General features: G+C 67.8%; 13 protein-coding genes and 1 tRNA gene. 6 read left to right on the top strand and 8 right to left on the bottom strand.

Annotation, left to right across the window (positions count from 1 at the left end; translation table 11 throughout):
• The first annotated feature begins 339 nt into the window (after positions 1 to 339).
• The gene (locus tag QX126_RS30195) at positions 340 to 843 is read left to right on the top strand and encodes a DUF2059 domain-containing protein (RefSeq protein ID WP_315785883.1); all 504 of its coding nucleotides are present in this window, start codon (positions 340 to 342) and stop codon (positions 841 to 843) included.
• A 227-nt stretch (positions 844 to 1070) separates the two neighbouring features.
• Here QX126_RS30195 and QX126_RS30190 read toward each other — a convergent pair whose 3' ends face one another.
• From QX126_RS30190 to tsaD, 4 genes are all read right to left on the bottom strand, one after another.
• Positions 1071 to 1286: a dodecin family protein gene (locus QX126_RS30190; protein ID WP_315777333.1), complete on the bottom strand. Its 216-nt coding sequence runs from the start codon at positions 1284 to 1286 to the stop codon at positions 1071 to 1073.
• A 168-nt stretch (positions 1287 to 1454) separates the two neighbouring features.
• A complete protein-coding gene (locus tag QX126_RS30185) occupies positions 1455 to 1868 on the bottom strand; it encodes an EVE domain-containing protein (protein ID WP_315785881.1) in 414 nt (137 codons plus the stop codon).
• Between the two features lie 288 nt (positions 1869 to 2156).
• Positions 2157 to 3137 carry an NAD(P)H-dependent glycerol-3-phosphate dehydrogenase gene (locus QX126_RS30180; RefSeq protein ID WP_315785879.1) on the bottom strand — a complete coding sequence of 327 codons (981 nt, stop codon included), beginning with the start codon at positions 3135 to 3137 and terminating at the stop codon, positions 2157 to 2159.
• Positions 3138 to 3351: 214 nt separating this feature from the next.
• Positions 3352 to 4419, bottom strand: coding sequence for a tRNA (adenosine(37)-N6)-threonylcarbamoyltransferase complex transferase subunit TsaD (gene tsaD / locus QX126_RS30175; protein ID WP_315785877.1), 1068 nt, complete (start codon positions 4417 to 4419; stop codon positions 3352 to 3354).
• 140 nt (positions 4420 to 4559) lie between these two features.
• Here tsaD and QX126_RS30170 point away from each other — a divergent pair, with 140 nt between their 5' ends.
• The 4 genes from QX126_RS30170 to QX126_RS30155 all read left to right on the top strand — a co-directional run bounded on the left by QX126_RS30170 (position 4560) and on the right by QX126_RS30155 (position 8766).
• Positions 4560 to 5288 carry a uroporphyrinogen-III synthase gene (locus QX126_RS30170; RefSeq protein ID WP_315785875.1) on the top strand — a complete coding sequence of 243 codons (729 nt, stop codon included), beginning with the start codon at positions 4560 to 4562 and terminating at the stop codon, positions 5286 to 5288.
• A 50-nt stretch (positions 5289 to 5338) separates the two neighbouring features.
• Positions 5339 to 6640, top strand: a complete 1302-nt coding sequence (locus QX126_RS30165) for a hypothetical protein (protein ID WP_315785873.1) — start codon at positions 5339 to 5341, stop codon at positions 6638 to 6640.
• A 7-nt stretch (positions 6641 to 6647) separates the two neighbouring features.
• Positions 6648 to 8543 carry a heme biosynthesis protein HemY gene (locus QX126_RS30160; RefSeq protein WP_315785872.1) on the top strand — a complete coding sequence of 632 codons (1896 nt, stop codon included), beginning with the start codon at positions 6648 to 6650 and terminating at the stop codon, positions 8541 to 8543.
• A gap of 147 nt (positions 8544 to 8690) precedes the next feature.
• Positions 8691 to 8766, top strand: a tRNA-Thr gene (locus QX126_RS30155).
• Between the two features lie 789 nt (positions 8767 to 9555).
• On the opposite strand, the gene QX126_RS30150 is transcribed toward QX126_RS30155, so the two are convergent.
• From QX126_RS30150 to QX126_RS30135, 4 genes are read right to left on the bottom strand one after another with little or no spacing between them, the layout of a single operon-like run.
• Positions 9556 to 9915 carry a DsrE/DsrF/TusD sulfur relay family protein gene (locus QX126_RS30150; RefSeq protein ID WP_315785870.1) on the bottom strand — a complete coding sequence of 120 codons (360 nt, stop codon included), beginning with the start codon at positions 9913 to 9915 and terminating at the stop codon, positions 9556 to 9558.
• A 48-nt stretch (positions 9916 to 9963) separates the two neighbouring features.
• Complete coding sequence (locus tag QX126_RS30145) at positions 9964 to 10323, bottom strand: SHOCT domain-containing protein (RefSeq protein ID WP_315785868.1); 360 nt, start codon at positions 10321 to 10323, stop codon at positions 9964 to 9966.
• 31 nt (positions 10324 to 10354) lie between these two features.
• Positions 10355 to 11647, bottom strand: a complete 1293-nt coding sequence (locus QX126_RS30140; RefSeq protein ID WP_315785866.1) for an MFS transporter — start codon at positions 11645 to 11647, stop codon at positions 10355 to 10357.
• A gap of 4 nt (positions 11648 to 11651) precedes the next feature.
• Positions 11652 to 12473 (bottom strand): MBL fold metallo-hydrolase, encoded by an 822-nt coding sequence (locus QX126_RS30135; RefSeq protein WP_315785864.1) that lies wholly within the window; start codon positions 12471 to 12473, stop codon positions 11652 to 11654.
• Here QX126_RS30135 and QX126_RS30130 point away from each other — a divergent pair.
• Positions 12467 to 13135 (top strand): metalloregulator ArsR/SmtB family transcription factor, encoded by a 669-nt coding sequence (locus QX126_RS30130; protein ID WP_315785862.1) that lies wholly within the window; start codon positions 12467 to 12469, stop codon positions 13133 to 13135. The two genes, QX126_RS30135 and QX126_RS30130, sit on opposite strands and share 7 nt — an antisense overlap.
• Positions 13136 to 13139: the final 4 nt, after the last annotated feature.

Raw genomic sequence — 13139 nt, 5'->3', positions numbered from 1 at the left:
CCATCGCCTCCCACTGCCAACGGTCCGTGACGGTCGCGAAACGCCCCTCATGCGGCAACAGGATGCGCGGAAATGTGAAGGTGATTTGCCCGACGACACAAGCCGGCGCGGCTGCGGCAAACTAACTCGACGGGCAATTGGCGCATGTCGGGAATGCGGAAACTGCCCGACGGGCAACCGAGCAGGCTTTGATCCGCACAATAGCGCGGGGATGCCAATCCGGTTGCAGCGGCAGAAAACACAGCTTAGCAATACTGTTCGCTGGCTCCGGCTGATCTTAAGAGTTGGAACCCGGCCGTAACAGCGATCGCCGCTGCAGCCGGCACATGGGGGATCAGGATGAAGCATCGCTGTCGGTACGTAGTCGTCGCCTCCGCCATTTGGCTCACCGCCGCAACGCCGCCATCGGCAAGAGCCCAAGCGACATCACAGGAGTCCTTGGCGGCCGCGAAAGAGCTGGTCTCCGTGATGCATCTGAATGACCAGGCGACAGCCCTGTTGCCGATCGTTCTGAAGAACCTGAGACCGACGATCGTCCAGGGGCGCGCCGAGGTCGCTCTGCAATATGATGCGTTGATCCCGAAGTTCACCCAGGCCTTTCAGGGCAGGGTTTCCGAATTCTCGGATGCGATCGCGGTCATCTATGCCAGGAACTTCTCGGCGGACGACCTCAGGACCATGGCTGAGTTCTACAGGACCCCGACAGGTCAAAGAGTCCTGCAGAAGCTGCCGTCCGTCACCCAGGAGTCGAGCATTGCCGGGCAGAAATTTGGTCAAGCTCTCGGCGAAGAGATCAGGAAGCAGATGGTCGATGAACTGAGGAAGAGAGGTCTCGATCTCTGATCCCAACTCCCGATCGTCATGCAGCGGCGCTGCCCTGCGACATAACCGGCGCGACGGGCAATTTCCGTATGACAGGCTTGTGGTCCGTCCCGCCTCGCCATCCCCCGGGAAGCCGAACCGAGACGTCCACGGTCATGCCCCCGATGGCGGGCACGACACCGGATTGCAGGCTCAAACCTTGCCGCGGCCGATAGGCCGGCGAACGACAACGCAGGTCGATGGTCAGCTCATGCGCCTTCGAACTTGAACGACACGTTGAGCTTGGCCCGATAGGCTTCGACTTTCCCCTTCGCATCGAGTTGCATGTCGAGCTTGACGACTTCTGCAACGCGCAGGTCCCGGAGTGTTTTCGCAGCTTGTTCGACCGCGTTCGCGGCCGCCTTTTCCCAAGATTCGCTGCTGGTACCGATCAGCTCGATGACTTTGTAGACGCTGTCAGACATGTCGGTCTCCTGTTCGGTATGGAGCAGGAAGCAGGTGCTCCCTGCTACAACTGAACGTAGCATCATAGCGCGGCGCCTGAAAGGACGCAGCCTGCCCATGGCAGCCGCAGGTCCGGAGCTACCACGAATGGCGCTAACGCCTTGCGCGTCTCACAAGCCCTTGCGCCCCTACACGCCGCCCAGCTTGCAGACGTGCTTCCATTCCGCAGGCGTGACCGGCTGCACCGACAGCCGGGACTGCTTCACCAGCGCCATCTCGCTCAGCGTCTTGTCGGCCTTGATGGCGGCGAGCGTCACCGGGGTCTTGAACGCCTTGTGCGCCTTGATGTCGACGCAGACGAACTTGCCCGTCTTGTCGGTCGGATCGGGATAGGCTTCCTTGATGATCTCGGCGATGCCGACGATCTCCTTGCCCTCGTTGGAATGGTAGTAGAAGGCGAGGTCGCCCTTCTTCATCGCCACCAGGTTCTGCCGCGCCGTGTAGTTGCGCACGCCGGTCCAGGCCTCCCCCTTCGCGCCCTTCTCCACCTGCTGGTCCCACGACCATACCGAGGGTTCGGATTTCACCAGCCAGTAGTTCATATGTGCAAGATCCTCAGATCACGTCGCGCCAGTCTCGAGCGGAATACGGCCTCGCTCGGCGGCCGGATCAAAGAAGACGACAACGGCCGGGTCAACACCTTAGAGCCGGGGCGCTGCGCTTTTGCCCAGCGATGACGCGGCGCCGGTCTCTGCGCTCAACCCTCATGGTGAGGAGCGCCGCAGGCGCGTCTCGAACCATGAAGCCGGATCAGGGCCTCCCCCTTCGAGACGCCCGCCTGTGGCGGGCTCCTCAGGGTGAGGGGTGAATGTGGTGCGCAGCCAGAACGCTCACTCCTCCGCCTTGAACGGGCGCATCATCAGCGCCTCGATCGCGGCATCGATCGTCACGGTGCCGGCGAGAATGGCGGCCACCGCCTGCGCCACCGGCATCTCGACGCCGCGCGACGCGGCGAGCTCGACCAGCACCGGCGCGGTGTATTGTCCTTCGGCGAGCTTGCCAGCAGGGAGCGGCTCGCCGCGGCCGAGCGCGAGGCCGGCGGCGAAGTTGCGCGACTGCGGACCGGCGCAGGTCAGGATCAGGTCGCCGAGGCCGGACAGGCCGGTGAGCGTCTCGCTGCGCGCGCCATAGGCGCGGCCGAGCCGCACCAGCTCGGCGAAGCCGCGCGTGGTCAGCGCCGCCAGCGCCGAGGCGCCGAGCTTGCGGCCGGCAACGATGCCGGCGGCGATCGCCAGCACGTTCTTGGCGGCGCCGCCGATCTCGACGCCGCGCACGTCGGTCGAGTGATAGGGCCGGAAGGTCGGCGAGCCCAGCGCATGGACGAGATCAGCCGCGAGCGCCTCGTCGGGCGCGGCGAGCGTCACCGCGGTCGGGAGCCCGCGCGCGACGTCGTCCGCGAAGCTCGGACCGGACAGGATCGCCGGGACTGCGTTCGGCGCGGCCTCCGCGATCACCTCGGTCATGAATTTATGGGTGCCGTGCTCGATGCCCTTGGCGCAGGCGATGAGCGGCGTGCCCGGACGGAGCAGCGGTGCGAGATGCATGACGGCACCGCGCAGATGCTGGGCGGGGACGACGATGAGAACGGCGTCGGCGCGGGCGGGCTCGGCAAGATCGGCGGTCACGGCGATGCGCGACGCGAGGGGAATGCCGGGCAGGCGCGGGTTCTCACGGGCAGCGCCGATGCGCGCGGCGTGGTCGGCATCGCGGGCATAGAGCGTGACGTCACGCCCTGCGCGCGCCGCGACAGCGGCGAGCGCGGTGCCCCAGGCACCGGCGCCGATGACGGAGATCGTTTGGAAACGAGTCATTCGCCGCGGATTCGGCGGCGCTCCCTCCCCCCTTGCGGGGGAGGGTTGGGGAGGGGGGTGCCACGAGCGAGAATTTTTATGGAGCCACCCCCACCCCCGACCCCTCCCCGCAAGGGGGAGGGGAGCGCACCGCGTGTGGTGCAGGAGCTTGCCACATCACAGCCAAGGGCGATCCAGCCGCTTCGTGCGGAATGAAAAAGCAATTCCATCACCCTCAAAACCCCGCGCGCGTGTTCGCGAACTTGCCGGGCACTTGCGCATTCGCATCCAGCAGCCAGCGCGCCCGCGGGGCGGCGTCCATGCCGTCGACGAGGCCGAGCGCGAGCCGCTCCAGTCCGGCCCAGGCGATCATGGCGCCATTGTCGGTGCAGAGCGCGGGCGGCGGCATGATCAGCCGCGTGCCAGCCTGCTGCGCGACGTCGTCGAGCGCGCCACGAATGGCCTGGTTGGCGGCGACGCCGCCGGCGGCGACCAAGGCAGTCGGCGCGCCGAAGCGCTGCTTGAACAGGTCGAGGCCGACGCGCAGGCGATCGGCCGTCGAGTCCAGCACCGCCGCCTGGAAGCTGGCGCAGAGGTCGGCGATGTCCTGCTCGCTCACCTTGTCGAGCCGGCCGATCTCGTTGCGCACGGCCGTCTTCAGCCCGGACAGCGAGAAATTGGCATCGCTGCGGCCCAGCATCGGACGCGGGAAGGCAAAGCGCGCGGCGTCGCCATTGCGCGCGGCCTGCTCGACCTGCGGTCCGCCCGGATAGGGCAGGCCCAGCATCTTCGCGACCTTGTCGAACGCCTCGCCCATCGCGTCGTCGACGGTGGTGCCGAGCCGGACGTAGTCGCCGACGCCGGCGACTGCGACGATCTGGGTGTGGCCGCCGGAGGCCAGGAACAGGCAATAGGGGAAGTCGATTGCATCGGTGAGGCGCGGCGTCAGCGCATGCGCCTCGAGATGGTTGACCGCGATCAGCGGCGTGTCGTGCACCATCGCGATCGCCTTGGCGGTGGTGAGGCCGACGATGACGCCACCGATCAGGCCGGGGCCGGCGGCCGCCGCGACGCCGCCGAGCGCGGCATAGTCGATGCCGGCCTCGCGCATCGCCGCGTCGATGAGATGGTCGAGCATGTCGACATGGGCGCGCGCCGCGATCTCTGGAACCACACCGCCATAGATGGCGTGCTCGTCGGTCTGCGAGCGCACCACGTTGGAGAGGATCTGCCCCTTGCCGTCCGAATCACGCGCCACCACGGCCGCGGCGGTCTCGTCGCAGGTGGTTTCGATGCCCAGCACGAGCGTTTGCGATTCGTTACCCAATCTCAACCCTTTTGGTCATTATGAGTGCGCAGAACCGCCTAACACCACGAGGTCGCCAGGTGCAATCGTCCGTCCGTTGCAGCCCGGCCGATCCGTGTTCGACGGGAGCATAGCACATGGCCGTGCTGGTGACCCGTCCCGCCCCGGACAATGAACACACCGCGAGCGCCCTGCGCGCGCGCGGCTTCGAGGTGCTGCTGGCGCCGATGCTGCGCTTCGAGCCGGTCGCGATGCCGCCGGACGTCGGCGGCGATGCCGCCGGACTCATCGTAACGTCATCGAACGCGCTGCGCGCGGCGGCGCCGCAGCTCAGGGCGTCCGCCTTGCTGCGCCTGCCGCTGTTCGCGGTCGGCGACCGGACCGCCGCGGCCGCACGCGAGGCCGGCTTCACGCAGGTGATCTCGGCCGCGGCCGATGCGGCGGCGTTGCGCGACCTGATCGCAGACAGCGGCGTCATCGACGCCAAGGCCACCCTGCTCTATCTCGCCGGCGCCGACATCTCGCGCGACCTCGCTTCCGAGCTCGCCGAGCGCGGCTTCGATGTGGTCACCCAGACCGTCTATCGGATGGCGCCGGTCGCGGCGCTGCCGCGCGACGTCTGCGCGGCCTTCGCAGCCAACCGGATCGAGGCGGTGCTGCATTATTCGCGGCGGAGTGCCGCGGCATTCGTGGCCGCCATCCGGGCCGATGGCGTCGAAATCTCGGCGCTGGCGGTGCCCCATGGCTGCCTGTCGGCCAATGTCGCCGAGGTGCTGCGCGAGGCCGGCGCCACCCAGGTCACAATCGCGGCGCATCCGGATGAAAACGACATGCTGGAGGGCCTGACCCGTGCGCTACGGTCGTGAATGGCGTAAGAGGGCCTGCTCAATCTTGCCTCAGCCAGGGAACTTCCACCATGGTCGATGAACCCGACACCGCTGCACCGGCCTCCGACACCGGGCGGCCGAAACGGCCACCGCCGACCATCGACCTGGAGCCGACCTCACGCGAGGAGCGCCCGTCGGCCAGCGAGAGCGCGGCCGAGCGGCCGACCGCCTCGCCATGGTCCGCTCCGGCGGCGGCGATGGCCGAAGGCTCGTCGGAGACCGCCGCCGAATCGCACCCGCATATGGCGCCGGACGCCGAAGCGGCCGCTGCCGCCGATGACAGGGCCGGGGAGACCATTGCTGCGGCCGAGCCGCCGCGCATGACGCCGCCACCCCGCCCGATCTCGCCCTGGATCATCGCGCCGTTCTCCGGCGCGGCCGCGGCCGCGCTGGTCATCGGCGTCGGCTGGATGCTGGGCTGGCCGCAGGTCGCACCGCCGTCGGCGATCTCGCCGCAGGCCACGGCGGTCGACGAGCTCACCTCCCGCGTCGCCGGGCTGGAGCAGCGCATCGGCAAGCCGGATGGCGCCGTGACCGGCCGGCTCGATGCCGCCGACAAGGCGATGGCAGCGCTTCGCAACGACGTCGCCGGCCTGCGCGCGCAGGCCGACAAGACCGTGGCCGCCCTCAACGACGTCCGGGCGCAGCCGCGCGACGGCTCCGCGCCGGCGCCCGCACCCGAGCCGGTCGATCTCTCCGGCCTGACCGCACGCATCGACGCGCTGGAGCGGGCGAGCAAGAACCAGAGCGCGGCGCTGGCACAGGAGCGCGCTAGGATCTCCGAGGCGGCAGAGGCGGCCAAGCCGGCCGACGACGCGCCGCTTCGCCGCGTGGTCGCCGCGACCCTGCTCGATGTCGCCGTCCGTCACGGCGATCCCTATGGAGCGGCGCTGACCACCGCCAAATCTCTGGCGCCCGACGCGGCCGCGCTGAAGCCGCTGGAGGCGTTCGCCACGACCGGCGTGCCGAGCCCCGCGGCACTGAGCCGCGAGCTGCTCACCATCGTGCCGAAGCTCTCGCCGCCGGCGCCCGAGAGCACCACGGGGACCTCGATCCTCAGCAAGCTCTCGGCCGGCGCCTCGAGCCTGGTCAAGGTCGAGCGCACCGACGGCGCCGGCACCGATCGCGGCGCGGTCGTGGCACGGATCACCGCGGCGGCGCTGCGCAACGATTTCGCCGAGGCCCGCCGCGAGCTGAAGGGGCTCTCGCCTGGGGATCGCGCCCCCGCCAATGACTGGCTCGCCCGCGCCGATGCCCGCGACGCGGCGCTGTCGGCCGCCCGCAAATTCGCCGACGACGCGATGACCGCGCTCGCCAAACCCGCGCAATAGGACGCCCATGTTCCGGATCGTCATTTTCCTCATCCTGGTCGGACTCGCCGCTGCGGGCTCGGCCTGGGTCGCCGAGCAGACGGGCGACGTCGTCTTGAATTGGGGCCCCTGGCGGATCGCCATGACCTTGCCGGTGTTCGTGCTCGCGCTCGGCCTCACCATCGCCGCCTGCGTCGCGCTGTGGAACCTGATCAGCGCGCTGCTGCGGGCACCCGGCCGTATCCGCAAGGCGCACCGCGCCCGCCGGCATCAGCGTGGACGGCACGCCATCACCCACGGCCTGCTCGCGATCGGCCACGGCGATTCGACTGCGGCGCGGCAGCACGCCGACACCGCCAAGCGGCTGGCCGGCGATGATCCGCTGACGCTGCTCCTGCACGCCCAGGCGGCGCAGCTCGAAGGCGACCGCGACGGCGCCCGGCGCGCCTTCCGCGCCATGGCCGAGCGCCAGGACACCCGCCTGCTCGGCCTGCGCGGCCTGTTCATCGAGGCGCAGCGCGCCGACGACGCCTATGCTGCGGTGATGATCGCCGACGAAGCGCTCAGGCTGGCGCCCAACGCCACCTGGGCCTCGCATGCGGTGCTCGGCTTCCGCTGCGCCGAGGCCGACTGGGACGGTGCGCTTTCGATCCTCGACGGCAACTACACCGCCGGCATGATCGACAAGCCGACCTACCGCCGTCAGCGCGGCGTGCTGCTGACGGCGCGCGCGCTGGCGCTGGAGACCGGCGACCGCGACCTGTCGCGCACCAGCGCGATGGACGCGGTGAAGCTGGCGCCAACCCTGGTGCCGGCCGCGGTGCTGGCGGCGAAGTTCGAGAGCGAGGCGCACCAGGTGCGGCGCGCGATGAAGATCATCGAGGCCGCCTGGGCCGCGTGCCCGCATCCGGATCTCGCCGATGCCTACGCCCATGTGCGGCTCGGCGATTCGGCCCGGCAGCGGCTGGCGCGGGTGGAGAACCTGGCCGCGCGGACGCCCGGCCATGTCGAGGGCGCGCTGGCGGTGGCGCGCGCGGCGATCGACGCCGCCGAATTCGGCCGCGCCCGCGAGGCGCTGGCGCCGTTCACGGAGGACCCGACCCAGCGCGTGGCGATGCTGATCGCCGAGCTGGAGCGCACCGAGCATGGCGACGCCGGCAAGGCGCGGGAATGGGCGCTGCGCGCGGTGCGGGCCCGCCACGACCCGGCCTGGACCGCGGACGGCTATGTCAGCGACCGCTGGCAGCCAATCTCGCCGGTCACCGGCCGGCTCGACGCCTTCCAATGGCAGACGCCGGTGGCGAGCCTGCCCTCGGAGCGCAGCAGCGTGATCGAAAGCTCGGCCTTCGCCGAAGCCGTGCTGGCCCCGCCGGCCCGGACTGCCGTGGCCGAAGCCGCAGTCGCGCCGCCGCGCGAGCCCGCACCCGAGCCCGTGGTGATCACGCCGGCCGTGCAGGACAACGAGCCGCCGCGGCCGGCGGCGGCCGCCGAGCCCGAGCAGGCCGAAAAGCTGGTCGAGGCGGTGGACAAGCCTGTCGACAAGCCGGTGGATATCCCTGTGGACACGGCTGAGGATAGCCGGCTGATCGAGGCTACCGCCGTCGCCGCCGAGCCGGCGCCGCCGTTGCAGGCCGCGGGCCCCGCCGAGGCCGAATCGGAGCCGGAGACCCAGGCCGAGCCGGATGCCGTGGCCGCCAAGCCGGCCGAGACCGCGGCCACCGCGCCGACGCCGCTGTTCCGCACCCGCAACGATCTCGCCAGGCCGGCGGAGACGCCGATCCAGGCGATCGTCCCGATCATGCGACCGCCGGACGATCCCGGCGTCGACGACGACGACCAGCCCCGCGACGAGTTCGCCGAGCAGCTCGCGCCCAAGGCCCAGGCCGGCGGCTGGCGCGGGTTCTGGTCGCGGTTCGGCGGCTGAGGGCAACCAGCCCCGCCGTTCCGGGTCACACCGGTTCGTTTCCGCGCCGCGGCGGCGCGCGTTGTCCTTGCCAACGGGCCGTTCGCCCGATATCAGGAGCGCGATCGCGTCGTCCGTCCCCGTGCCGGGCGCTCGCCGCTATGGTTCGCCGCAATAGCTCAGCTGGTAGAGCACGTCATTCGTAATGACGGGGTCGGGGGTTCGAGTCCCTCTTGCGGCACCACGCTTCGCCCCTTGGCGAAGCCGGGCGTTTGAGCCCCCCGGTGCTCCGGCTAAGCCCCGCGTTCTGATCCGATCAACCCTGTCAAACAGCCCACCGCTCGTCGCAGCCTTGCTCACGCGCATACCACCGCAACCTCGCGGCCGGTTCGGCCCGAGCTCTGCTGCAATCTGGCGTCCTCTTGAATGAGAGGGCGCAGGGAAGGCCGAGTGCCGACTGGCACCCGCGGCCCCCGTGCGAAAGAAGTGCACGGGGAAGGAACCACAGGCTCAGCCGGAAACAACCCGGCCTTCCCTGCGCAATGGTTTGAACGGCTGCTCCGTGCTCTCCCAGGGGACCGGGCTTGCTTGCCCCCGTCATCGGGATGTCACCGACCAAGACACCAGCGTCGGGGTGTCGGGACCACACGGCTTGACCGTCCGCGAAACGACGTTCGTCCGCACCTCCATCGAGATGCTGCGTCGCTCCGCGGCCACCGCTCCCCGCCGCAACGTCCCGTGACGATCGCGATGCGCCCCTCTCAGTGCGGGCGGGATAGGCGGGATCAAACCACTGATTTGGGCACCCTGTCAACGAAATTTCTGGTATTCGGAATCGTACCCCTGCGCGGCTCCGTTGCCGCGACACACCGTCGATAGCTCCGTGTTGACCGCCATCAAACTTGAGGACGAGGCGAAACTGGATCCCGAGCAGGACGATGAGAAAGGTGCAGCGTCACCGTAACCCGTGGTCGTTCCTCTGCGAGCGGTGTGACGGTCATTGGACCAAGAGGCACTCTTCTTGGATACTGAATCAAAACACCAGCACCTTCTCGGCGGAAACGGTCATCGCCGCGAGTTCAACCATGGTGCTGCGCCTGACACCGCCGAGTATCTCTGCATCAGCAAGCCCGCGGGCGTCCATGCAGGTGCCGCAAAGTAGGACTTGTCCTTTGCCCGCGAGAACGCCCTTTAGCATGCGCTCCACATTGTAGTAGCCGTCCGGCGTCTTCTGGCCCGACTTCGCGGCCACTACCGCGTCAGCCATCAAGAACACCGTCACGGTGGTCGCTGGATCGCTCTTGGCGAGAGCGAGAGCGAGAGCGAGGCGCAAGCCGTTGTAGGTGCGCTCGGTGCCGTAGGGCGGGTCGTTGAGTATCAGCAGAACCTGCAAGGGCGCCTCCTCTTCCAACTGATCAAGCTTGCGGTTGGACGCGCCGAATTACTCGCCGAGAACGCGCCGCCGGTCCTCGAATTCCGCCTTATCTATCTCGCCACGCGCAAAGCGCTCTTTGAGGATATCGAGCGCCGTCCGGGCTGGCGGCGATTGGTGTTGCGGATATGTCCCCGGCCATGGGCCGCCCAGCCAGCGAACGAGGACAACTGCGAGGGCAACCAGGACTGCGAGAAAGAGAATCATGAAAAACGGACCGAACATCATGGCGTATCCTCCGCCCCATCCCATCATGTGCGGGCCCCAACCGTAGTAGCGTTCAGGATCTGACGGCGCCTGCGCTTGCGCCCATACTGCCCCAGGCAGGAGGGAGAGAGCAGCGACCGTTCGAACCAATACTTTCTGCATCGGCTTGCTCCATCATTGAAGAAATTCAACTCTACCCCGCCGGTCGCCTCGCTTGTTGCGCGAGGTCAACCGAAGCCGCTGTACGCTCCCGCATGAACACCGCCGCGACAGCCCCGGAAATGAACGTCAGAGCGGCGATCGAAACAATCGCCGCTGAAAGTCCGAATCTGTCTGCGATGATGCCGGCCGACAGCGCACCGATCGCGTAGCCGAGGTCGCGCCAGAAGCGGTAGACGCTGAGCGAGCGAGCGCGCCAGCTTGGATGCGAGGCGTCGGACACGGCGGCGATCAAGCTCGGGTACACCATGGCCGTGCCAAGTCCGAGCAGCAGGCTGCCGACGAGCCACCACTCGAAATGACTCGTCCCCCCGGTCAGGAACAAGCCCCCGGCCTGCACCCACATGCCGGCGACGATCAGGCCCTTGCGGCCCCAGCGGTCCGACAGGGGACCCGTGGCGACTTGGAGGATGCCCCACGTCGCTGGATAGACGGCCTTCAATATGCCGATCCGATCAACCGCGAGACCGAAGGAGGCGAAGAATAGCGGGAAGATGCCCCAGCTCATGCCGTCGTTGAGGTTGTTCACCAGCCCGGCCTGCGATGCGGCAAACAGGTTGCGATCCCTGAATGACGTGAGGAGGAATATCTCCCGGAAGCTGATCGGAGACGCTTGCCGTGCATGCACCGCCATCTCCAATCGGACGTGCTCGCGCGTATCGCGCACCAGCAGGATCGAAAGCGCGGCGCCGAGAATCGCATAGGCCACACCGAGATAGATCGGTGCCGGCCGCAACCCATACTCCGACGCAAGATAGCCGGTGAGGTAGGCGGTCACGCCGACCGCGAGGTATCCGGCGAACTCGTTCAGGCCCACCGCAAGGCCGCGCGACTTCGGCCCGACGAGATCGATCTTCATGATCACCGTCATCGACCAGGCAAGGCCCTGATTGATGCCTAGAAGGGCATTGGCGGCGATCACCCATCCCCAGCTTGGCGCCCAGATGATCATGAAGGGCACTGGAAGTCCGACGAGCCACCCAAGGATCAGAACCCGCTTGCGCCCCCATTTGTCGGCGAGCTGGCCGGAAATCAGATTGGCGCACGCCTTCACGACGCCGAAGCTGACGATGAAAGAGACGACAAGCGTCGTCGAGCCGACCTTGAACTCCTCGGCACCGATCAGTGGCACGACGGTTCGCTCGATCCCGACCATCCCGCCCACGAAAGCGTTGATGAGGACAAGTAGAGCGAACTGCGGCCAATTTTCCCTCAGCCCCAATCTGACCAAAGAGGCGGCTTGTGGAGCGGATACCGTTTCGCTCATGGCATCAGGCCGCAGCGGCAGTGACGCCCGAATTGGCGGCTCTGATCTTCGCGGCTTCCGGCGGCGCCGGCGGAATCTCGGCGACCATGAACCGCACAAACTCGGCTTCATCCTCGATCATGAAGGCCTGGTTGTGCCGCTTCTCGAAGCCGATGGTCGACCAGGGCTTGCCGCTCAGCCGGCGGCCGCAGACCGAACCCGCATAGGCGCCGGGCAGCACCTCGACGTAGTCCGGCAGCCCCTTCAGCTGGCGCACGCTGCGAAACAGTTGTTTTGCGCCATCTTCGGCGCTGGCGGCGAGTTCGGTACGGCCCAGATCGCCGACCATCAGGGTGTGGCCGGTCAGGACGAACCAGGGCTCGTCGGCGCGAGTCCGGTCCGTCACAAGAATGCAGATGTGCTCGGGTGTGTGCCCCGGCGTGTGGAGAACTGTCGCCGTGACGTTGCCGAGCGGAAGGACTTCGCCGTCGCTCACACCTTTGAACGGAAACGACACGCCCGCGGCCGACGAGAGCACGTATGGCGCCCCTGCCGCGTGGGCGAGAGCCCGACCCGCCGAGAGGTGGTCGGCATGGACATGCGTATCGATGACGAAGTGAATGCGCATGCCGGCATTGTCGGCGGCTTGCAGATAGGGCTGGATATCGCCGACGGGATCGACGACCGCGCCGGCCGCCTTGCCGCCGCAGCCGAAGAGGTAGGAGATGCCGACGGGCTCGCTATGCAAGAACTGGCGGAGGATCATGGACTTGCACTCCCCTCTAAGGACGGCTAGATACCATTCAATCAATCTGCTGAATGATATATTCAGGAGCTGCCGTGTCAAGTACCGGACCGAAACACGCGATCTATGAGAATCTCGCCGAGGTGGCGCAGGCGTTGGGCCATGCGCATCGGCTTGAACTGTTGGAGCACCTCGCCCAGGGGGCGCGCAACGTCGAGGAGCTATCGGCCCGTGCTCATCTGACGTTCGCCAACACATCCCGCCACCTGCAGATTCTCAGGCGCGCGCGTCTCGTCGAGACGGAGCGTCGGGGTAAACACGTTCTCTATCGCTTGGCCGGCGATGCCGAAGTGGTCGCGCTGACGAAGGCCCTGGGTCGCGTCGGCGAGCGAAATATCGCCGAGATCGGCCGCGTCGTGACCGACTACTTCCATGCCCGCGACGCGCTCGAACCGGTGTCGCGAGATGATCTGGTCGCGAGATTGCACGACGATCTGGTCACGGTGCTCGATGTGCGCCCCGAAGACGAGTTCGCGCTGGGCCATCTACAGGGAGCTCTCAACATTCCACTCGCCGAGTTGGAGCGACGTTTGGGCGAACTTCCGAGGGGCCGGGAGGTGATCGCCTATTGCCGCGGCCCCTATTGCGTCCTTTCGTTCGAAGCGGTCGCAGCGCTCCGGACGCGAGGTTATCGCGTCCGCCGTCTCGAGGATGGCTACCCCGAATGGAAAGCCGCCGGCCTGCCCGTCGAATCGCTCGCTTGAGACA

The sequence above is a fragment of the Bradyrhizobium sp. SZCCHNPS1003 genome (assembly GCF_032381555.1).
Taxonomy (GTDB): domain Bacteria; phylum Pseudomonadota; class Alphaproteobacteria; order Rhizobiales; family Xanthobacteraceae; genus Bradyrhizobium.
Note: the sequence above shows the minus strand (reverse complement) of the source record. Positions and strands in the feature narration are given on the sequence as shown.

Coding starts and splice junctions, on each gene's coding strand:
- QX126_RS30195 (WP_315785883.1), top strand. CDS start 340: ATGAAGCATCGCTGTCGGTACGTAGTCGTCGCCTCCGCCATTTGGCTC.
- QX126_RS30190 (WP_315777333.1), bottom strand. CDS start 1,286: ATGTCTGACAGCGTCTACAAAGTCATCGAGCTGATCGGTACCAGCAGC.
- QX126_RS30185 (WP_315785881.1), bottom strand. CDS start 1,868: ATGAACTACTGGCTGGTGAAATCCGAACCCTCGGTATGGTCGTGGGAC.
- QX126_RS30180 (WP_315785879.1), bottom strand. CDS start 3,137: ATGACTCGTTTCCAAACGATCTCCGTCATCGGCGCCGGTGCCTGGGGC.
- QX126_RS30170 (WP_315785875.1), top strand. CDS start 4,560: ATGGCCGTGCTGGTGACCCGTCCCGCCCCGGACAATGAACACACCGCG.
- QX126_RS30165 (WP_315785873.1), top strand. CDS start 5,339: ATGGTCGATGAACCCGACACCGCTGCACCGGCCTCCGACACCGGGCGG.
- QX126_RS30160 (WP_315785872.1), top strand. CDS start 6,648: ATGTTCCGGATCGTCATTTTCCTCATCCTGGTCGGACTCGCCGCTGCG.
- QX126_RS30145 (WP_315785868.1), bottom strand. CDS start 10,323: ATGCAGAAAGTATTGGTTCGAACGGTCGCTGCTCTCTCCCTCCTGCCT.
- QX126_RS30140 (WP_315785866.1), bottom strand. CDS start 11,647: ATGAGCGAAACGGTATCCGCTCCACAAGCCGCCTCTTTGGTCAGATTG.